We start from the raw sequence: 19,716 nt of genomic DNA, 5'->3' as shown, positions 1-19,716 counted from the left end.
CTCGCATGGCGAACCACCGTGCCTGCGTTGGGACATGCCCGTGAGGGGATCTACATGATCGAACGCCAGCGGAGCACCACGACCGAAACCCGTGCACTGCAAGTCGCCCCGCCGCCCGTCCTGTTACTGGCGAGCGAGCCCCAGTCCGCCAGGGCGGCACGGACGTTCGTGAGCGACTTCATCATCCATCACATACCGGACGTCTCCCGTGACCACATCGAGGCCGTCGCGCTGGTCACCTGCGAGCTGGTCACCAACTCCCTGCGGTACGAGACCGACCCGGACGACCCGGTCCGTCTCCTCATCGACACCGACGGCTCCCGGACCCGGGTCGAGGTGCACGATCCGCTGAACCACCATCCCCGGCTGCGGCCCATCTCCGTCGAACGCGACCGCGGGCGCGGCCTGCTGATCCTGGACGCGCTGTGCTCGGGCCGCTGGGGCGTGGGCAATCTGCCCTGGGGCAAGTCCATCTGGGCCGAGGTCAGCGCCGCGTGAACAGCGCCGCCTGAACCGCGCGGCCCGATCCGCACCCTCCGATCCACACCGCCCCCCACGGCGACAGCCGGTTCCGCGGCGCTCTCCCCTCCCCGCCGCGGCACCGGCCGTCGTCGTGCGCGCCACCGGGCCCGTGGAATCGGCGCGACTCACGCCGCGTTGGCCTTTCTCACGCTGTGTTGACCCGGCTCACGCTGTGTGTCTCATCTCTCGTCACGTTCAGAGAAGGCCTGGTCAGAGGTGACTTAAGATTCAACAGACTGCTCCGAACGGCCCTTTCCAAGTGGCCGCGAGATGAACGGGAGCCTAGCGTCGTACTAATATTTCCGGCTTGTTACCCAGCCGGAGCCGGACAACCCCAGGCAGACCTGGGGACCCGCCGGCGCCCCGGAGGTTCCGGGAACGAGACGCGAGGACCGGATGGCAGCGATTGACGAGAGCAGTGCTCTCGGCCTGCTCGACGAAGAGATCCGCGAGGAGTTCGGGGACACGGCACGATTCTCGGCGGGAACCGCGGCCTCGCCGCGCACGCTCGTGGACGTGTTCGAAGCAACGGTACGGGCGCACCCTGACGAGCCCGCACTGGACGACGGTACCGCCCAGCTCACCTACCGCGCACTCGCGGTCGAGGTCGAGCGGCTGCGGCGACGGCTCCACGAGGCCGGGGTCGGACTCGGCGACCGCGTGGGCGTGCGGGTGCCGTCCGGGACCAACGATCTGTACGTCGCCGTGCTCGGCGTGCTCGCGGCCGGTGCCGCCTATGTACCCGTCGACGCCGAGGACCCGGACGAGCGGGCCGCGCTGGTGTTCGGGGAGGCCGAGGTCGCGGCCGTCCTCGGCGCCGGCCTCTCGATCGACGTACGGAACCCCGAGGCGGGCAACGCCGCCCGGCGGCCCGGCGTCGAGCACGACGCCTGGATCATCTTCACCTCCGGTTCCACCGGCAAGCCCAAGGGCGTCGCCGTCACCCACCGCAGCGCCGCCGCCTTCGTGGACGCCGAGGCCGCGCTCTTCCTGGCCGAGGAACCGATCGGCCCCGGCGACCGGGTCATGGCGGGCCTCTCGGTGGCCTTCGACGCCTCCTGCGAGGAGATGTGGCTGGCCTGGCGCTACGGCGCCTGCCTGGTCCCGGTGCCCCGCTCCCAGGTCCGCAGCGGCGCCGATCTCGGCCCCTGGCTGGTCGAGCAGGAGATCACCGTCGTCTCGACCGTGCCGACCCTGGCCGCGCTCTGGGAGCCCGAGACGCTCAACGACGTCCGCCTGCTGATCTTCGGCGGCGAGGCCTGCCCGCCCGAGCTGGCACAGCGGCTGGTCACCGAGGGCCGCGAGGTCTGGAACACCTACGGCCCCACCGAGGCCACCGTCGTGGCCTGTGCCGCCCTGATGACCGGCGAGGAACCGATCCGTATCGGGCTGCCGCTGAACGGCTGGGAACTCGCCGTCGTGGACGACGCGGGCGTGCCCGTGTCCCTGGGCGAGAGCGGCCAGCTGGTGATCGGCGGCGTCGGCCTGGCCCGTTACCTCGACGCCGAGAAGGACGCCGAGAAGTACGCGCCCCTTCAGTCGCTGGGCTGGGAGCGGGCGTACCGGAGCGGTGACCTGGTGCGCGCCGACCCTGAGGGGCTGGTGTTCCTCGGGCGCGCGGACGAGCAGATCAAGCTCGGCGGCCGCCGGATCGAGCTCGGCGAGGTCGACGCGGCCCTCCAGGCGCTCCCCGGCGTCGCGGGCGCCGCTGCGGCCGTACGCACCGCCCGCAGCGGCAACCAGCTGCTCGTCGGCTATGTGGTCACCCAGGACGGCTGGGACCAGGCGGCCGCCGTCGAGAAGCTGCGCGCCGAGCTGCCCGCAGCCCTCGTCCCGCTGCTCGCGCCCGTCGCGGACCTGCCCACCCGCACCTCCGGCAAGGTCGACCGCAACGCCCTGCCCTGGCCCCTGGAAGGCCTGGAGACGGCCGGCAAGGCCGAGCAGCTGTACGGCACCGAGGCCTGGCTCGCCGAGCAGTGGACCGAGGTCCTCGGCATCCCGGTGGCCGGCGCCTCCGACGACTTCTTCGCGATCGGCGGCGGCAGCCTGTCCGCCGCCCAGCTCACCACCCGGCTGCGCACCCGCTACCCGAGCGCGGCCGTCCTCGACATCTACCAGCAGCCGGTGCTGCGCAAGCTGGCCCGCCACCTGGAGGAGTCCGCGCAGGACGACAGCGCGCAGCGGACGATCGCTCCGGTGCCACGCGCCGCCCAGCTGGTGCAGCTCATGGTGCTGCTCCCGCTGTTCACCCTGCTCGGGCTGCGCTGGACGGTCGTCCTGGCCGCGCTCGGCAACGTGCTGAGCGGCTACGGCTGGCTGCCCACCGCGCCCTGGTGGCTGGTGGCCGTCGGGGCCCTGGTCCTGTACACCCCGCCCGGCCGGATCGCGATCGCCGCCGGTGGCGCGCGGCTGCTGCTGCGGGGCGTGAAGCCCGGCCGGTATCCGCGCGGCGGCTCCGTGCATCTGCGGCTGTGGACGGCGGAGCGGCTGGCCGAGTTCACCGGGGCGACCGCGCTGACCGGGTCCTGGCTGGAGCGGTACGCGCGGGCGCTGGGCGCCAAGATCGGTCCGGAGGTGGACCTGCACTCGCTGCCGCCGGTCACCGGCCTGCTCAGGGTGGGGCGCGGCGCGGCCGTGGAGTCCGAGGTGGACCTGTCCGGCCACTGGCTGGACGGCGACCGGCTGGTGATCGGCCCGGTCCGGATCGGCGCCCACGCGGTCGTCGGGACGCGCGGCATCCTCTTCCCGGGCGCCCGGGTCGGCAAGCGCGCCGAGGTGGCCCCCGGCTCGGCGGTCACCGGGCAGATCCCGACCGGCCAGCGCTGGGCCGGCGCCCCGGCGGTCAAGCTGGGCAAGGCCAAGCGGAACTGGCCCAAGCACCGGCCGCAGCGCGGCACCTACTGGCGGGTGATGTACGGCCTGACGGGCGTCGGGCTCAGCGCGCTGCCCGTGCTGGCGGGTGCCGCCGCGCTGCTGGTCGCCGGGCGTTTCGTGGCTCCCGGGGACGGCCTGGCCGAGGCCCTGCGGGGCGCGGCCGTCGCCCTGGTCCCGGCCACGCTGGCCTTCGGGCTCGCGTACGCGCTGCTGATCCTGGTCTCCGTACGGCTGCTCAGCCTGGGCCTGCGGGTCGGTACGCATCCGACGCACAGCCGGATCGGCTGGCAGGCCTGGACGGTCTCCCAGCTGATGGACCGCTCCCGCGACACCCTGTTCCCGCTGTACGCCGGTCTGGTCACGCCCGTGTGGCTGCGGCTGCTCGGGATGCGGATCGGGCGCGGTGCCGAGGTCTCGACCGTGCTCGCGCTGCCGAGCCTGACGACGGTCGGCGAGGGCGCGTTCCTGGCCGACGACACGCTGACCGCGCCGTACGAGCTCGGTGGCGGCTATGTGCGGATCGGGCGCGCGGAGATCGGGCGGCGGGCGTTCCTCGGGAACTCCGGGATGACCGCGCCGGGCCGCAGCGTGCCGGACGGCGGTCTGGTGGGTGTGCTGTCGGCGACGCCGAAGAAGGCGAAGAAGGGCACGTCGTACCTGGGGCTGCCGCCGGTGAAGCTGCCGCGCAGCGCGTCGGACGGCGACCAGAGCCGGACCTATGAGCCGCCCGCGCGGCTGCTGTGGGCGCGCGCTCTGGTGGAGCTGTGCAGGATCGTGCCGGTGCTGTGCTCGGTGGCGCTGGCCGGGCTGACGGTCGCCGCGCTGTGTGCGCTGGGCGGCTGGGCGCCGGTGCTGTCGGGGCTGGTGCTGCTCGCCGCCGGTGCGGTCGCGGGCCTGGTGTCGGTGCTGGCCAAGTGGCTGCTGGTCGGGCGGCACCGCAGCGGGGAGCACCCGCTGTGGAGCTCGTTCGTGTGGCGCAACGAGCTGGCGGACACCTTCGTCGAGGTGCTGACGGTGCCGTGGCTGGCCGGCTCGGTTCCGGGTACTCCCCTGATGACGGCCTGGCTGCGCGGCCTCGGCGCGCGCATCGGCAAGGGAGTGTGGGTGGAGAGCTACTGGCTGCCGGAGACGGATCTGGTCACACTGGAGGACGCGGCCACCGTGAACCGCGGCTGTGTCCTGCAGACTCACCTCTTCCACGACCGGATCTTGCGGACGGATACTGTGGTTCTCCGTGAGGGCGCCACACTGGGCCCTGGCGGGATCGTGCTGCCCGGCAGCACGATCGGGTCCCGTACCACCCTGGGTCCCGCGTCGCTCGTCATGGCGGCGGAGTCGGTTCCCGACGACACCCGCTGGCTCGGCAACCCGATCGAGGCATGGCGTCCCTGAGCGCGGGCCGTCCGGTGGTGGCCGCGGGCATCGGTGCGCCGAGAGACGGTTCGAGCACAGCGCAGGGAGCGAACGCGGAAGTGGCAGTGCAGCAGTCAGCGGGTCCGGACCCGTACTTCCCGGACAACGGCGATGCCCGGTACCGGGTGCATCGCTATGAGCTCACGCTGGACTACCGGCCCGGCCCCAACCGACTGGCCGGCTCGGTCCGGATCAACGCCATAGCGGGCCGGGCCGCGCTGCCCGAGTTCCAGCTGAACCTGGCCGACTTCAAGATCGGCCGGATCCGGGTGGACGGCCGCCAGCCGCACTGGACGCACCGGGGCGGCAGGCTGCGGATCAAGCCCGCCAAGCCGCTGCGGGCCGGGGCCGCCTTCACCGTGGAGATCCACTGGGCGGGCAATCCCAGGCCGGTGAACAGCCCGTGGGGCGGGATCGGCTGGGAGGAGCTGACGGACGGCGCGCTGGTGGCGAGCCAGCCGACCGGCGCCCCCTCCTGGTTCCCGTGCAACGACCGGCCGGCCGACAAGGCGTCCTACCTGATCTCGGTGACCTGCCCGTCCGCGTACTCGGTGGTGGCCGGCGGGCGGCTGCTGACCCGGACCACGAAGGCGTCCACGACGACCTGGGTGTACGAGCAGGCGGCGCCGACGTCGAGCTATCTGGTGGGCCTCGCGATCGGCAAGTTCCAGACGGTGATCCTCGGCGACCCGGGCTTCGGCGGGATTCCGATGCACGGGCACATACCCGCGCATCTGCTGCCGGAGTTCTCGCGGGACTTCGCACGGCAGCCCGCGATGATGGACCTGTTCCAACGGCTCTTCGGGCCCTACCCGTTCGAGGAGTACGCGGTCGTCGTCACCGACGAGGAGTTCGATGTCCCCGTCGAGGCGCAGGGGTTGTCGCTGTTCGGCGTCAACCATGTGGACGGGGCGCGGGGTTCGGAGCGGCTGGTCGCGCACGAGCTGGCCCACCAGTGGTTCGGCAACAGCGTGTCCATCGCGGACTGGCGGCACATCTGGCTGAACGAGGGGCTCGCCAAGTACGCGGAGTGGTTGTGGTCGGAGCGGTCCGGCGGTCGCAGCGCCCAGCAACTGGCGGCCGTCGCGCACCGGTTGCTGTCGGGGCTGCCGCAGGACATCCGGATCGCCAACCCCGGTCGCAAGGCGATGTTCGACGACCGGCTCTACGAGCGCGGCGGGGTCACGATCCATGCGATCCGCTGCGTGCTCGGCGACGAGCGGTTCTTCCACATGCTGCGGGCGTGGGCGGGACTGCACCGGGGCGGCTCGGTGACCACGGCGACCTTCGCCGCCCATGTCGCCCGGTTCACGCAGGAGCCCTTGGACGACCTGTTCGACGCCTGGGTGCACGGCACCGCGCTGCCGGCGTTGCCGGTGCTGGGGGACGTGGCCGAGTCGGCCTGAGGAGAGGTCGTCCGCGGGCGGTGGCGCAGAATGGCCGCATGTCCCGTCGCACCGCTCGCCCCGCGCGCCCCGCCCCGCCCGCCGACTGCCCCTGCGGCCTGTCCAAGCCGTACGACGAGTGCTGCGGCCGCTACCACTCCGGTGCCGTCGCCGCGCCGACCGCCGAGGCGCTGATGCGGTCGCGGTACAGCGCGTTCGTGACCGGGGACGCGGCGTATCTGCTGCGTACCTGGCATCCGCGGACGCGGCCGGCGCGGCTCGATCTCGACCCGGGGATGCGCTGGACGGGGCTGGAGATCCTGGGCGCGGGTGACGGTTCCGCGTTCCACTCCACGGGGACGGTGGAGTTCCGGGCGTCGTACCGGGGCGGATCCCTCCACGAGCTCAGCAGGTTCGAGCGGGTCGACGGAGCCTGGGTGTACCTGGACGGCGACTTCCCGGACTAGGGCACGGAAGATCGGCTGCTTCTCGCTGCGGAGCGAGTTCATCCGGTACGCACCGGGCGCCCTCCGCATGTCGACGCCGCCGAGCGTGGTGGCGATGGGCATCTCCCGCTGCGTCACCTCGCGGTCCCAGCCGCCCTTTTCGAGCCGCGTGTGGGTCCGGCCGAAGGAGTACTTCATGTTCGGCAGCGTGCCCGCGTCGGTCTCGGGAGGGACGAGGAAGATCCGGTTCCGCCTTGCGGGGGTCACCGCCTCGCAGCAGGCTGTTCGACGGGGACGGTGAGGAAGGGAGCCCCGCGATGACCCAGCAACCGCCCACGGCACCGCTCGACCGGCCGGTGGTCGGCTCGTATCCGACCTACGAGGGCGCGCAGCGTGCGGTGGACTTCCTCTCCGACAGCAAGTTCCCGGTGGAGCACACCGCGATCATCGGCTCCGACCTGCGGATGGTGGAGACGGTGCTCGGCCGGCTCACCCGCGGCCGGGCCGCCCTGGCCGGCGCGGGCTCGGGGGCCTGGTTCGGGCTGCTCGTCGGCCTGCTCCTGTCGCTGTTCGCCGCGGGCAACCACCACGTCCTGGTGCTGATGATCAGCGGCCTGTTCTACGGCGCGATCTTCGGCGCGCTCTTCGGGTTCGCCGGCCACGCGTTCACCGGCGGCCGCCGCGACTTCGCGTCCCGCAGCCAGATCGTCGCCGCCCGCTACGACGTGGTCGCCCAGGCGGAGGTCGCGGACGAGGCGAGGAATCTGCTCATCAAGCTCGGCTGGCGCGAGGACTGAGCGACCGGCGATACGGCGTCGTCGCCGGCCGACTCCGCGGGAGCGGGTACCCATGTCCCCCGCCCCCCCACCGTCCGGCGCAGCTCGCAGGCGCGGGCACCTGACGTCGATGTTCACCGCCTTCTCGGTTCCGAACTTCCGCCGCTACGTCGCCGGGCAGAGCGGCCCTGGGCGGCCGGCCAGCCGGGACCGCGGTGTCGCGGGCGCCCGCACCAGGTGACCCGGCGGCCCTAGGGTGCCAGGATGTCCAGCTCCTGGAGGGCGCCCACCGTGATCTCGCGGGTCAGCTGCTCGGCGCGGACCGCGTCGCCCTCCCGTACCGCCTCGGCGACCTGGACATGGAGGGTGACGGCGCCCGGGGCGGGGTCCTCGAACATCACCTCGTGGTGGGTACGGCCGGCGAGGACCTCGGCCACGACATCGCCGAGCCGGGCGAACATCTCGTTGCCGGACGCGTTGAGGATCACCCGGTGGAACGCCATGTCGTGCACGAGGTACTGCTCCAGCCGGTGGCCGCGTGAGTTGGCCACCATGCCGAGCGCGCACTCGGTGAGCTCGGCGCACTGCTCCGCCGTGGCGCTCTTCGCCGCCAGGCGCGCGGCCACCGGTTCGATCGCCGAGCGCAGCACGGTCAGCGAGCGCAGCTGGTGGGGGCGGTCGGCGCCGGCCAGCCGCCAGCGGATGACCTGCGGGTCGTAGACGTTCCACTCGGCCTTCGGCCGGACCGTCACGCCGACCCGGCGGCGGGACTCGACCAGGTGCATGGACTCCAGGACCCGGACCGCCTCGCGCATCACGGAGCGCGACACCTCGAACTGCTGGGCCAGCTCGTCCGTGCGCAGGACGCTGCCCGGCGGGTATTCGCCGGCGGTGATCGCGGGGCCGAGGCTGTCCAGTACGCGGCCGTGCAGCCCTCGGCCCATGGTGCTCATGCACTCAGCGTACCGAGTGGATCACAGGGCCAAAAAGTCAGACTTATTTGTCACAGACTCTTGAATTCGTCGTACCTAATGGGTTTCAGTGAGGCCGACGCCGGATGTCGTACGCCGGTGTCTCTCGTTGAGGAATCCCGAGGAAGACAGCGAGGCAGTGATGCGGACCCCCCACGTCGTCGTGGTGATGGGCGTCGCCGGCACGGGCAAGACCACGATCGGTCCTCTGCTCGCCGCCCGGCTCGGCGTCCCGTACGCCGAGGGCGACGACTTCCACCCGCCGGCCAACATCGCCAAGATGTCGGCCGGGCACCCGCTGGACGACACCGACCGGTGGCCGTGGCTGGACGCCATCGGCTCCTGGGCGCACGGGCGGGAAGGTCTGGGCGGGGTGGTCAGCAGCTCCGCGCTGAAGCGGTCGTACCGGGACCGGCTCCGTGCCGCCGCCCCCGGCGTCGTCTTCCTGCACCTCACCGGTGACCGGAAGCTCATCGAGGACCGGATGTCGCACCGGCAGGGTCACTTCATGCCGACCGCGCTGCTGGACTCCCAGTTCGCCACGCTCGAACCGCTGGCGGCGGACGAGCCGGGCGTAGCCGTGGACGTCACCGGCACCCCCGAGGAGATCACCGCGCGGGCCGTGCGGGCCCTGGACGCGCTGCCCGACCTCACCCGGCAGTAACCCCTCCCCCCTCTTCCTTCTTTCTTTTGTCCCCGTATCTGCAAGGAACCACCGTGACCAGACTCAGCGTCGAGATGCTGGCAGCGGACACCGTCGCGCCCATCACCTCGGCCGGACATGCCCAGCTCGGCATCGCCGTCCTCGCGGCCTTCGCCGTCATCGTCCTGCTCATCACCAAGTTCAAGCTCCACGCCTTCCTGGCGCTGACCATCGGCTCGCTCGCGCTCGGCGCGTTCGCCGGGGCGCCGCTGGACAAGGTCATCACCAGCTTCACCACCGGCCTCGGCTCCACGGTCGCCGGCGTGGGTGTCCTGATCGCGCTCGGGGCGATCCTGGGCAAGCTGCTCGCCGACTCCGGCGGTGCCGACCAGATCGTCGACACCATCCTCGCCAAGGCCGGCGGGCGGGCCATGCCGTGGGCGATGGTGCTGATCGCCTCCGTGATCGGTCTGCCGCTGTTCTTCGAGGTCGGCATCGTGCTGCTGATCCCGGTGGTGCTGATGGTCGCCAAGCGCGGCAACTACTCCCTGATGCGCATCGGCATCCCGGCGCTGGCCGGTCTGTCCGTGATGCACGGCCTGGTGCCGCCGCACCCCGGCCCGCTGGTCGCGATCGACGCGGTCCACGCGAACCTGGGCGTGACCCTGGCGCTCGGCGTCCTGGTCGCGATCCCGACCGTGATCATCGCCGGTCCGCTGTTCTCCAAGGTCGCCGCCCGTTGGGTGGACGTCCCGGCCCCCGACCGGATGCTGCCGCAGCGCCCCTCGGAGGAGCTGGAGAAGCGTCCCGGCTTCGGCGCCACCCTCGCCACGATCCTGCTCCCGGTCGTGCTGATGCTGGCCAAGGCACTGGTGGACATCGTCGTCGACGACCCGGCGCACACCGTCCAGCGGGTCTTCGACGTCATCGGCTCCCCGCTGATCGCCCTGCTCGCGGCCGTGATCCTCGGCTTCTTCACGCTCGGCCGCCCGGCCGGGTTCTCCAAGGAGCGGCTCCAGCAGACGGTCGACAAGGGCCTGATGCCCATCGCGGGCATCCTGCTCATCGTCGGCGCGGGCGGCGGCTTCAAGCAGACGCTGATCGACTGCGGTGTCGGCCAGATGATCCTGGAGGTCTCCAAGGACTGGTCGATCCCGGCCCTGCTGCTGGCCTGGCTGATCGCGGTGGCGATCCGGCTGGCGACAGGCTCGGCGACGGTGGCGACCGTCTCGGCGGCGGGCCTGGTGGCCCCGCTGGCGGCGGACATGTCGACGGCCCACACGGCCCTGCTGGTCCTGGCCATCGGCGCCGGCTCGCTCTTCTTCAGCCATGTCAACGACGCCGGTTTCTGGCTGGTCAAGGAGTACTTCGGGCTGAGCGTCGGGCAGACCGTCAAGACCTGGTCGATCATGGAGACGATCATCTCGGTGGTCGGGGGCGGCCTGGTCCTCCTCCTCTCGCTCGTCATCTAGACGGGTCGGGTGGACGGGCTACGACGTCCGGTGGCGGGTGGGGCCGGTCGGAGATCGCCGGCTTCCACCAGCCCCGGCCGGGCGCCGTCGCGACGGGACGAAGTCGCGGTTACCCCGGATGGTCCCGGGGGCTACGGCCGCCACAGCGGATGCTCGCGCTTGGCCCACTCCTTGCTCACCTTCCCGGTGCGCAGCCCCTGTCTCGCCTCCGGGTCGCCCATGGCCATGCCGATGTGACCTGCCAGGACGACGCCGATCGTCAGGGCCAGCCAGTCGTGGACGAAGGTGGCCGAGGTGCGCCACATCAGCGGGGTGAGGTGGGTGAACCACATCAGCAGGCCGGTGGCGAGCATGACCAGGGTGGCGCCGGCGATCCAGTTCGCGTAGATCTTCTGGCCGGCGTTGAACTTGCCCGCCGGGCGGGAGGACGGGCGCTTGTCACGGCTCAGGGCGGCCCGCAGCCAGAGCCTGTCATGGGCGCCGAAGCGGTTCAGGAAGCCGAGGTCCCTGCGGAAGGCGCGGGAGGCGAGGCCGAGCAGGACCGGGACGGGCAGGGCCAGGCCCGCGCACTCGTGGACGCGGACGACCAGTTCGCGGCGCCCGACCAGGATCGCCAGCTGCGGGATGTAGAGGCAGGCGGCCGTCAGGACACAGATGCCCATCAGCGCCGCCGTCGTGCGGTGGATCCAGCGCTCGGCGGGGGTGAAGCGGTGCAGCCGGTCCGTGGCGGCCGGTGCCTCAGCTCGTAGGCTCATCGTCGCGTCCGTTCGAACGGCCGACCCAGGCGTCGACGTCGTAGCCGAGGTGTTCCCAGTATCCCGGCTGCACCTCGTCGGTCACCGTGATGCCGGAGAGCCACTTGGCCGATTTGTAGAAGTACATGGGGGCGACATAGAGGCGGACCGGGCCTCCGTGGTCGTGGCCGATGGCCTTGTCCTGCATGCGCAACGCGACCAGGATGTCCGGCCGTCGCGCCTGGTCGAGGGTGAGGCTCTCGCTGTACGCGCCGTCGAAGCAGGTGAAGCGGATCGCCTTCGCGCCGCCGCCCACTCCCGCCAGGTCCAGCAGGTGCGAGAGGCGGACCCCCTCGAACGGGGTGTCCGGAACCCGCCAGCCGGTCACGCACTGGACGTCCTTGACCAGCCGGGTCTGCGGCAGGGCGCGCAGGTCGGCCAGGCTGTAGGTGCGCGGCTTGTCGACCAGGCCGTCGATCTTCAGCTGGTAGTCCGCGGCAGTCTTGTTCGGCACCGATCCGGTCACCGAGTAGTAGCGGAAGCCGCCGCCGTTCGGGAGCAGGCCGGTCAGGCCTGTCGGGTCCTTGCCGGAGAAGGTGCCGAGGACCGACTCGGTGACGCGTTGCAGCACCGGCGCGGTCACGACACCTACGGCGCCCAGGCCGATGGTGCCGAGGAACACCCGGCGGCCGATCGGCCGGCCCTCCTCGGATCGTTCAGAGTTCACGCACTCATTCGAACACCCTCGGGGTCGGCCCGGCCAGGAAATCCGGCCGCCGTAAGAAATCCACAACCTCTTCTCATCAACCGCCGAGCACGCGCTCCCGGGCCGCCCGGAACGCCTCGCAGGGGTCGCGGTCCGGGTAGGACCAGGGAGCCCGGGTGGCGTGGCGGCCGATGCGCTGGAACAGGGCCGCGGCCTCCGCGTACCGGCCGGCGCCGGAGGTGGCGTGGGCGAGGTGGTTGAGGTCGACATGGCGGCGCGGGTGCTCCTCGATGCCCCACTCCAGCCACCAGTCGAAGGCCGCGCTCAGCGCGCGCCGGGCGGACGGCTCGGCCCAGTGGCCGGCCGCGGCCGGATCGGCGGGCGCCCGTCCGGTGGCGGCGAGGACCCGGTGCCGCTCGGTGTAGGCGACGACGGGGAGCACGGCCAGCGGGGAGTCGGCCGGGGCGTCGGCGGCCGAGCGTTCCGCGAAGGCGCACAGTTCGTACGTCCCCTCGGTCTCGGTCTCCGCGATGCGGGCGGCCATCAGGTGGTGGGCGTGGTGGTGCTCGGGATGGCGGCCGCGCACCTCGTCGAACATGCGGCGCGTCTCGTCGGCGGTGCCGAGGCGGCGGGCCAGCAGCAGGAGACCCAGCCACGGGGTGGGGTCGGCGGGGGCGAGCGCGGCGGCACCGGCGCAGGCCTCGCGGGCCCGGTCGGGGGGTTCCTTGCCGCGCAGGGCACGCCGGACCAGGGTCAGGGCATAGAGGGTGGCCGCACCCGCGGAGCCGGGCTCGGCGAGCAGCCACTCACGGGCCCAGGCGATGGCGTAGGGCTCGCGGGCGAGGACGGTGGCCCGGTGCCCCAGGCGGTCCCAGTCGTCACCCGTGTGGAGCAGCAGGGAGCGGGCGGACTGCCAGCGGCCCTGGGCCAACGCGGCTCGCGCGGAGATGAGTTCGGCGTCGTCGAAGGCGTCGTCGGGACAGAGTTCGCACCCGGGGTGCGCTGCCGCGCGGGGACCTTCGGCGACGGCCCGGCCTGGGCCTAAGAGGGGCGGGGTTGGGGGCACCGCGGAACTTCCTGGTTGTCGGGCTGCCATCGGCCGATCACGCACAGCAAACCCCCAGCCAAGACTTTGCGTCAAGTTGAACGGGGCTTGTACCCCGTTCAACTACCTTGAACACAGCGGAACTTGACGCGCACCGGGGCCCGTTCGGCGTACCGTGGCCGTGGGGCTCCGGGTTCCGGCTGTGGCGTACGCCATGGCGCGGGCCGCCCGGGCATCGGACCATGGCCGTACCGGTCCCGCCGCCGCCCTGATCCACCTGCCGCGTTCGGCTCGGGCATCGTGACCGAGTCAACCGCCCGGTTCCGGGTACTCCCGGGGCAACACCCATCCGCGAGCGCTACAGTCGGCCACTACGCACCCCGTAGCCCGGCCGCATGATCGAGGTACGCAGCGTGTCCGTTCTGGTTCTGGTTCTCGCCGTGAGTGCGGCCTGTTGCCTCGGCTTCGGGTTCGTGCTCCAGCAGAACGTCGCCCAGAAGGCCCCGCTCAGCGACTTCCTCTCGTTCCGGCTGCTGCTCGACCTGATGCGGGTGCCGCGCTGGCTCGGCGGGATCGGCCTGATGGTGGCCGGCATGATCCTCGGCGCGGTCGCCCTCGGCAAGGGCGAGATCTCCCTGGTCGAACCGCTGCTGGCGACGAACCTCCTCTTCGCCCTCGCGCTCTCCCGCCACCAGACCAAGCATCCCCTGAGCCACCAGGGCTGGGCGGGCCTCGTGCTGCTCGCGGGCGGGGTGACCACGTTCATCCTCGCGGGCCAGCCACGCGGCGGCGACGCCGTCACCAACCCGGCGCGCCACTGGCTGATCATCGGCGTGACGGTCGGCATAGCCCTGCTCCTCACCACCTACGCCAAACGGTCCCGGCTCAGCGCGGGGCCGACCCTGCTCGCCCTCGCCGCCGGCCTGCTGTACGGCGTCCAGGACGCACTGACCCGGGTCACCGGCACCCGCTTCTCCGACGGCGGCATCACCGAGGTACTGACCGGCTGGCAGCCGTACGGCGTGCTGGTGCTCGGGGTCAGCGGGCTGATCCTCGTCCAGAGTGCGTTCGAGACGGCGGAGCTGCGCAACTCGCTGCCCGCGCTCACCGCGGCCCAGCCGCTCGCCGGGATCCTGTGCGGCGTCGGCTTCCTCGGGGACCGGCTGCGCACCGACACCGGGGCACTGGCCTGGGAGGCGGCGGGGCTCGCGGCGATCGTGGCGGGCATCGTGCTGCTCGGGCTGCACCCCGCGATGCCGCGCGGTCCGGCGCCGAAGGAGCCCTCGCTGGACCTCCAGCCGCGCTGACGCCCCGGGCCGCCGGCCTGCTTGGATGGCGGCATGAAGCCTGCTGACGAAATCCTCGACATCGTCGACGAGCACGACCGGGTGATCGGACAGGCACCCCGCGGTGAGGCGTACGCCCGGGGGCTGCGCCACCGCTGCGTCTTCATCCTGGCCCGCGACGCCGCCGGCCGCGTCTTCGTCCACCGCCGCACCGCGACCAAGCTGGTCTTCCCCTCCCTGTACGACATGTTCGTCGGGGGCGTGGTCGGCGCGGGCGAGTCCTACGACGACGCGGCGCTGCGGGAGGCCGAGGAGGAACTGGGCGTGTCCGGGCTGCCCCGCCCGACGTACCTCTTCAAGTTCCGGTACGACGACGGCGCCGGGCACAGCTGGTGGTCGGCGGTGTACGAGGTCCCCTGCGAGCTGCCGGTACGGCCGCAGGTGGAGGAGGTGGCCTGGCACGACTTCCTGACGCCGGAGGAGCTCGCCTCGCGGCTCGGGGAGTGGGAGTGGGTCCCGGACGGGCTGGCGGCGTGGGAGAGGCTGCGGGAGTGGCGGGGCTGAGGTGGAGGGTGGGGACGCTTACCGGCGCTTGCCGGGTCCCCCCCAGAGGGGGTACCCCCAGCGCCCACCGTTGCCGCCTGGGGGCACCCCCCCAGGCCCTTGAGGCACTGGAGGCACGACTGCCCGCGGCTGCGACGGGCCCCGTAAGGGGCGCGGGGAACTGCGCGAGCAACCCCCACCCACCCACAGCCGAACCTCGGCCTTCTCCCCGGTAGGGTCCCTGCATGTGATCGAATTCGTACGGAACGTCCGCCTGTGGTTTGCCCCCGAAGAGGTGCGCCAGGAAGGAACGACCCCCGACTACCGTTTCTCCCTCGCCAACGAGCGGACCTTCCTGGCCTGGCTGCGCACCGCCCTCGCCCTGATCGGCGGCGGCTTCGCCGTGGACCAGTTCCTGCCCGACCTCCGCTTCGCCTGGCGGGTCGGTCTCGCGCTCGCGCTCCTCGCCGCCGGCGTGCTGTGCTCACTGCGGGCCGTGAACCACTGGATGCGCTGCGAGCGGGCGATGCGGCGCGGCGAGGACCTGCCGGTCTCCCGGTTCCCTGCCCTGCTCGGCGTGGTCGTCGCCGTGGTCGCCGTCGCGATGGTCGTCGTGGTGCTCGTCGGGTGGGAGGGATGACGGCGCCGGCCCGCGACCCGGGGCTTCAGCCGGAGCGGACCCGGCTGGCCTGGCGTCGTACGACCCTGTCGGCGACCGTCGCCGCCGTACTCGCGGCGAAGACCGCCCTGCACGGCAGCGCCTCGGCCGGCGGCGTCCTCACCTGCGCGGCCTGCTGCGTCCTGTGGCTGGGCTTCCTCCTCGTCGCCAACCGCCGTATCCGCGCCCTGGCGGCCACCGACCGCCCCTCGGCGCTGGCCCCGCGGCAGGCGACCGCCGCGGTGCTGTGCACGGTCGCCGTCGCCCTCTGCGCCGCCGCACTGGTCGTATAGCCCGGGGCGTCGCCGCGCTGGTCGTACAGCCCCGGGGCGTCGCCGCACCGGTCGTACGGGCGCCCCAGGCGCCCCGTAGGCCGTGGGCCCAGCCCTCCCGCCCCGAAGGCCGTGGACCTAGCCCTCCTCCTCCGGCCACTCCACCGTGACCACCAGCTTGCCCCGGGTGCGTCCCTCCTCGCTGCGCCGGTGCGCGTCGGACGCCCGCTTCAGCGGAAACGTCTCGGTCACATGGACGGTCACCGCGCCCTGTTCCGCGAGCGCGGCGAGCCGCGTCAGGTCCTCGGCGTCGGGGCGCGCCCAGCAGTAGCGGCCGCCGAAGTCGACGACGTCCGGGTCGGCGATCGAGGCCATCCGGCCCTCGGGGGCGAGCAGATTCGCCGAGACGGTCAGAGCATCCCCGCCGACGGTGTCGAAGACGGCGGCCACGCCCTCCGGGGCCAGTCCCCGGACCCGTTCGGTCAGGCCCTGGCCGTAGGTCACCGGCTCGCCGCCGAGGCCCCGTACGAAGTCGTGGTTGCGTTCGCTCGCCGTACCGATGACCCGGGCACCGAGGTGGGCCGCGATCTGGACCGCGAGGGAGCCGACCCCGCCGGCGGCGGCGTGCACCAGGACCGTCTCGCCGCGCTTGACCTCCAGGGCGTGGACCAGCACCTGGTAGGCGGTGAGGCCGGCCAGCGGCAGCCCCGCGGCCTCCTCGAAGGAGAGGTTGCGCGGCTTGCGGGCGAGGGTGCGCACCGGGGCGGCGACGTACTCGGCGAAGGTGCCCCGGGAGAGGAAGTCCTCGCGGACGTAGCCGATCACCTCGTCGCCGACCGCGAACTCGGTCACGGCCGGGCCCGGCTGGACGACGACGCCCGACACGTCCCAGCCGGGGATCACCGGGAAGACGGCGTCCATGATGCCGTGCAGATGGCCCTCCCGGCACTTCCAGTCGACCGGGTTGACAGCGGCCGCCCGGACCTTCACCAGCACCGAGTCGGGGCCGACCTTCGGGTCCTTGACCTCGCCGTACTCCAGCACATCGGGTCCGCCGTACCGGCTGTAGCTGATGCCCTTCATACAGACGACCCTCCGGTGTACTCGGACGCCACGCAACCGGGATGCCCGCATATGTGCCGTTCGCGTGGCAGCCTGTCCGTCGGCAGCACGCCACCTTCCTCACCCCGTACCGCTGAAGGCGACACACCATGACCACCACCCTTCATCAGGAACACACCGCACACGGCCACAGCCACGGACCGGGCTGCGGGCACGACCAGGTGCCGCACGGCGACCACGTCGACTACGCGCACAACGGGCATCTGCACCGCGAGCACGGCGGCCACTGGGACGAGTGCGAGCCCGCCGGGCACGTCGCCCACGAGGCCCACGACCACCGGCACGGCGACGGCTGCGGCCACACCGGCGTGCTGCACGGCGACCACATCGACTATCTGCACGACGGCCACCGGCACGCCGAGCACAACGGCCACTGGGACGACCACTGAGACGCTCCCGCCCCGGACGACGGCTCCCCGCTCTGCGCGCGCGGGGAGCCGTCACTCTTCGGCCGGGTCACAGGGTGGTCCCGGTCACGTTTGGCTCACCGACTGGACGACATACCGACTGGTCGGCATCATGAGTCGGGTCCTGTTCACTCGTTCGTAGGAGCGATGCATGAGCCCCGACCACCCGCCCGGACTGGATCTCGACCGGCTGCGCGGGCTGCTCGACCGCGAGCGCCCCGGCCTGGTGGCCGGTCCACTGACCGGAAGGCTGATCGAGGGCGGTCGGTCCAACCTCACCTACGCGGTCTCCGACTCCACCTCGAAGTGGGTCGTACGACGGCCGCCGCTGGGCCACGTCCTGGCCACCGCGCACGACATGAAGCGCGAGCACCGGGTGATCAGCGCCCTGTACCCGACCGAGGTGCCGGTGCCGCGGCCGGTGCTGCTGTGCGAGGACACGGAGGTCCTCGGCGCGCCGTTCTACGTGATGGAGTTCGTGGCGGGCACCCCGTACCGCACCTCCGAACAGCTGATCCCGCTGGGCCCCGAGCGCACCCGGAACGCCGTGCTGTCCCTCGTCGACACGCTCGTCGAGCTGCACTCCGTGGACCCGGAGCAGGTCGGCCTCGCCGACTTCGGGCGCCCCGAGGGCTTCCTGGACCGGCAGCTGCGCCGCTGGGGCAAGCAACTGGACGCCTCCCGCAACCGTGAGCTGGCCGGCATCGACGAGCTGCACGCCACCCTGGGACGCCGGCTGCCCGACTCCCCCGCGCCCACGGTGATCCACGGCGACTACCGCCTCGACAACGTGCTGATCGGCGACGACGACACGATCAGGGCGATCCTCGACTGGGAGATGTCCACGCTCGGCGACCCGCTGACCGACCTGGGCCTGCTGGTGATGTACAGCCAGCCGCTGGGCGCGCCCGACTCGCCGGTGTCGACGACCGCCGAGGCGCCCGGCCACCCGGACCCGCGGGAACTGGTCGAGCGCTACGCGGCCCGCTCGGGGCGGGACGTCACGCACATCTCCTGGTACACGGCGTTCGCCTGGTTCAAGCTCGCGGTGATCCTGGAGGGCATCCACTACCGGTACACGCAGGGCCAGACCCTCGGGCAGGGCTTCGACCGCATCGGCGAACTCGTCCCCGTCTTCATCGACCACGGACTGACCACTCTTCAGGAAGGCTGACCGGCCATGGACTTCGCGTTCGACGCGCGCACCGAGGAACTGCGCGCCAAGCTTCTCGCCTTCATGGACGAGTACGTCTACCCGGCCGAGGCGGTCGCCGAGGAGCAGCGGGCCGCGCTGGCCTCGCCGTGGGACACCCCGGCCGTGGTCGAGGAGCTGAAGGCGGAGGCGCGCAGGCAGGGCCTGTGGAACCTCTTCCTGCCCGACGCCGAGTACGGCGCGGGTCTCACCAACCTCCAGTACGCGCCCCTCGCCGAGATCACCGGCCGCTCCCCGCACCTGGCGCCCACCGCGCTGAACTGCGCGGCCCCGGACACCGGCAACATGGAGGTGCTGGCCCAGTTCGCCGACGACGCGCAGAAGAAGCAGTGGCTGGAGCCGCTCCTCGCCGGGGAGATCCGGTCCGCGTTCGCGATGACCGAGCCGGAGGTGGCCTCCTCCGACGCCACCAACATCACCACCCACATCGAGCGGGACGGCGACGACTACGTCATCACCGGCCGCAAGTGGTACATCTCCGGGGCGATGAACCCGGACTGCAAGATCTTCATCGTGATGGGCAAGACCGACCCGGACGGCGCCGACATCCGGCGCCAGCAGTCCATGGTCCTGGTCCCGCGCGACACCCCGGGCGTCACCGTGAAGCGGGCGATGAAGGTCTTCGGCTACGAGGACCACGCGCACGGCGGCCACGCCGAGGTGGTCTTCGACCACGCGCGCGTGCCGGTGTCGAACCTGGTCGGCGAGGAGGGCGGCGGTTTCGCCATCGCCCAGGCCCGGCTCGGCCCCGGCCGTATCCACCACTGCATGCGGCTGATCGGCATGGCCGAGCGGGCGATCGAGCTGATGTGCCGGCGGGCCGTCTCCCGCCAGGCCTTCGGCAAGGCGCTGGCCCAGCAGGGTGTGGTGCACAACTGGATCGCCGACGCCCGGGTGACGGTCGAGCAGCTGCGGCTGCTGGTCCTCAAGACGGCCTGGCTGATGGACACCGTCGGCAACCGGGGTGCCCACGCCGAGATCCAGGCCATCAAGATCGCCACGCCGCGTGCGGTCGTCGACATCATCGACCGGGCGATCCAGCTGCACGGCGCCGGCGGTGTCAGCCAGGACTTCCCGCTGGCCGACCTGTACGCCGGGGCCCGCACTCTGATGATCGCCGACGGCCCGGACGAGGTGCACCAGCGCTCGCTGGCCCGCCGGGAGCTGAAGAAGTACCTGTAGGCGACGGGCGGTTCGGGGCCGGTGCGGCATCGGAGATGCCCGCACC

At 72.2% G+C, this 19,716-nt stretch carries 19 protein-coding genes; 14 read left to right on the top strand and 5 right to left on the bottom strand.

Annotation, left to right across the window (positions count from 1 at the left end):
* The first annotated feature begins 54 nt into the window (after positions 1-54).
* The 5 genes from ACZ5K7_RS24240 to ACZ5K7_RS24220 all read left to right on the top strand — a co-directional run bounded on the left by ACZ5K7_RS24240 (position 55) and on the right by ACZ5K7_RS24220 (position 7,437).
* On the top strand, positions 55-498 hold the full coding sequence (locus ACZ5K7_RS24240; protein ID WP_351699991.1) for an ATP-binding protein: 444 nt from the start codon (positions 55-57) through the stop codon (positions 496-498).
* Positions 499-918: 420 nt separating this feature from the next.
* A complete protein-coding gene (locus tag ACZ5K7_RS24235) occupies positions 919-4,788 on the top strand; it encodes a Pls/PosA family non-ribosomal peptide synthetase (protein WP_468916020.1) in 3,870 nt (1,289 codons plus the stop codon).
* Positions 4,789-4,868: 80 nt separating this feature from the next.
* A complete protein-coding gene (locus ACZ5K7_RS24230) occupies positions 4,869-6,215 on the top strand; it encodes a M1 family metallopeptidase (RefSeq protein WP_468916018.1) in 1,347 nt (448 codons plus the stop codon).
* 38 nt (positions 6,216-6,253) lie between these two features.
* On the top strand, positions 6,254-6,661 hold the full coding sequence (locus ACZ5K7_RS24225) for a YchJ family protein (RefSeq protein ID WP_468916015.1): 408 nt from the start codon (positions 6,254-6,256) through the stop codon (positions 6,659-6,661).
* A 296-nt stretch (positions 6,662-6,957) separates the two neighbouring features.
* Positions 6,958-7,437, top strand: a complete 480-nt coding sequence (locus ACZ5K7_RS24220) for a YflT domain-containing protein (protein ID WP_351699975.1) — start codon at positions 6,958-6,960, stop codon at positions 7,435-7,437.
* Positions 7,438-7,667: 230 nt separating this feature from the next.
* On the opposite strand, the gene ACZ5K7_RS24215 is transcribed toward ACZ5K7_RS24220, so the two are convergent.
* Positions 7,668-8,369 (bottom strand): FadR/GntR family transcriptional regulator, encoded by a 702-nt coding sequence (locus tag ACZ5K7_RS24215; RefSeq protein WP_351699970.1) that lies wholly within the window; start codon positions 8,367-8,369, stop codon positions 7,668-7,670.
* Between the two features lie 160 nt (positions 8,370-8,529).
* On the opposite strand from ACZ5K7_RS24215, the gene ACZ5K7_RS24210 reads away from it, so the two are divergent.
* Together ACZ5K7_RS24210 and ACZ5K7_RS24205 are read left to right on the top strand one after the other, a co-directional pair.
* Positions 8,530-9,051, top strand: a complete 522-nt coding sequence (locus ACZ5K7_RS24210) for a gluconokinase (protein WP_351699967.1) — start codon at positions 8,530-8,532, stop codon at positions 9,049-9,051.
* A 53-nt stretch (positions 9,052-9,104) separates the two neighbouring features.
* Positions 9,105-10,502: a GntP family permease gene (locus tag ACZ5K7_RS24205; RefSeq protein ID WP_351699964.1), complete on the top strand. Its 1,398-nt coding sequence runs from the start codon at positions 9,105-9,107 to the stop codon at positions 10,500-10,502.
* 131 nt (positions 10,503-10,633) lie between these two features.
* On the opposite strand, the gene ACZ5K7_RS24200 is transcribed toward ACZ5K7_RS24205, so the two are convergent.
* The 3 genes from ACZ5K7_RS24200 to ACZ5K7_RS24190 all read right to left on the bottom strand — a co-directional run bounded on the left by ACZ5K7_RS24200 (position 10,634) and on the right by ACZ5K7_RS24190 (position 13,008).
* Positions 10,634-11,257, bottom strand: a complete 624-nt coding sequence (locus ACZ5K7_RS24200; protein ID WP_468916011.1) for a cytochrome b/b6 domain-containing protein — start codon at positions 11,255-11,257, stop codon at positions 10,634-10,636.
* Positions 11,241-11,963, bottom strand: coding sequence for a molybdopterin-dependent oxidoreductase (locus tag ACZ5K7_RS24195; protein ID WP_351699933.1), 723 nt, complete (start codon positions 11,961-11,963; stop codon positions 11,241-11,243). Before ACZ5K7_RS24195 ends, ACZ5K7_RS24200 begins: the two co-directional genes overlap by 17 nt.
* A 76-nt stretch (positions 11,964-12,039) precedes the next feature.
* On the bottom strand, positions 12,040-13,008 hold the full coding sequence (locus tag ACZ5K7_RS24190) for a hypothetical protein (RefSeq protein ID WP_468916008.1): 969 nt from the start codon (positions 13,006-13,008) through the stop codon (positions 12,040-12,042).
* A gap of 392 nt (positions 13,009-13,400) precedes the next feature.
* Here ACZ5K7_RS24190 and ACZ5K7_RS24185 point away from each other — a divergent pair, with 392 nt between their 5' ends.
* From ACZ5K7_RS24185 to ACZ5K7_RS24170, 4 genes are all read left to right on the top strand, one after another.
* Positions 13,401-14,294 carry a DMT family transporter gene (locus tag ACZ5K7_RS24185; RefSeq protein ID WP_351699929.1) on the top strand — a complete coding sequence of 298 codons (894 nt, stop codon included), beginning with the start codon at positions 13,401-13,403 and terminating at the stop codon, positions 14,292-14,294.
* Positions 14,295-14,327: 33 nt separating this feature from the next.
* On the top strand, positions 14,328-14,837 hold the full coding sequence (locus ACZ5K7_RS24180) for an NUDIX hydrolase (RefSeq protein ID WP_351699927.1): 510 nt from the start codon (positions 14,328-14,330) through the stop codon (positions 14,835-14,837).
* A gap of 226 nt (positions 14,838-15,063) precedes the next feature.
* Positions 15,064-15,456 carry a YidH family protein gene (locus tag ACZ5K7_RS24175; RefSeq protein ID WP_351699925.1) on the top strand — a complete coding sequence of 131 codons (393 nt, stop codon included), beginning with the start codon at positions 15,064-15,066 and terminating at the stop codon, positions 15,454-15,456.
* A complete protein-coding gene (locus ACZ5K7_RS24170; protein WP_468916004.1) occupies positions 15,453-15,767 on the top strand; it encodes a DUF202 domain-containing protein in 315 nt (104 codons plus the stop codon). Before ACZ5K7_RS24175 ends, ACZ5K7_RS24170 begins: the two co-directional genes overlap by 4 nt.
* Before the next feature lie 117 nt (positions 15,768-15,884).
* On the opposite strand, the gene ACZ5K7_RS24165 is transcribed toward ACZ5K7_RS24170, so the two are convergent.
* Positions 15,885-16,829 (bottom strand): NADP-dependent oxidoreductase, encoded by a 945-nt coding sequence (locus ACZ5K7_RS24165; RefSeq protein ID WP_351699921.1) that lies wholly within the window; start codon positions 16,827-16,829, stop codon positions 15,885-15,887.
* A 128-nt stretch (positions 16,830-16,957) separates the two neighbouring features.
* Between ACZ5K7_RS24165 and ACZ5K7_RS24160 the strand changes: the two genes are divergently transcribed.
* The 3 genes from ACZ5K7_RS24160 (at position 16,958) to ACZ5K7_RS24150 (ending at position 19,670) form a co-directional block, all read left to right on the top strand.
* Positions 16,958-17,257 (top strand): hypothetical protein, encoded by a 300-nt coding sequence (locus ACZ5K7_RS24160; RefSeq protein WP_351699919.1) that lies wholly within the window; start codon positions 16,958-16,960, stop codon positions 17,255-17,257.
* A 169-nt stretch (positions 17,258-17,426) separates the two neighbouring features.
* Complete coding sequence (locus ACZ5K7_RS24155; protein WP_468916000.1) at positions 17,427-18,449, top strand: phosphotransferase family protein; 1,023 nt, start codon at positions 17,427-17,429, stop codon at positions 18,447-18,449.
* 6 nt (positions 18,450-18,455) lie between these two features.
* Positions 18,456-19,670 carry an acyl-CoA dehydrogenase family protein gene (locus tag ACZ5K7_RS24150; protein ID WP_351699859.1) on the top strand — a complete coding sequence of 405 codons (1,215 nt, stop codon included), beginning with the start codon at positions 18,456-18,458 and terminating at the stop codon, positions 19,668-19,670.
* Positions 19,671-19,716: the final 46 nt, after the last annotated feature.

The organism is Streptomyces sp. NPDC031497 (assembly GCF_055580905.1).
Note: the sequence above shows the minus strand (reverse complement) of the source record. Positions and strands in the feature narration are given on the sequence as shown.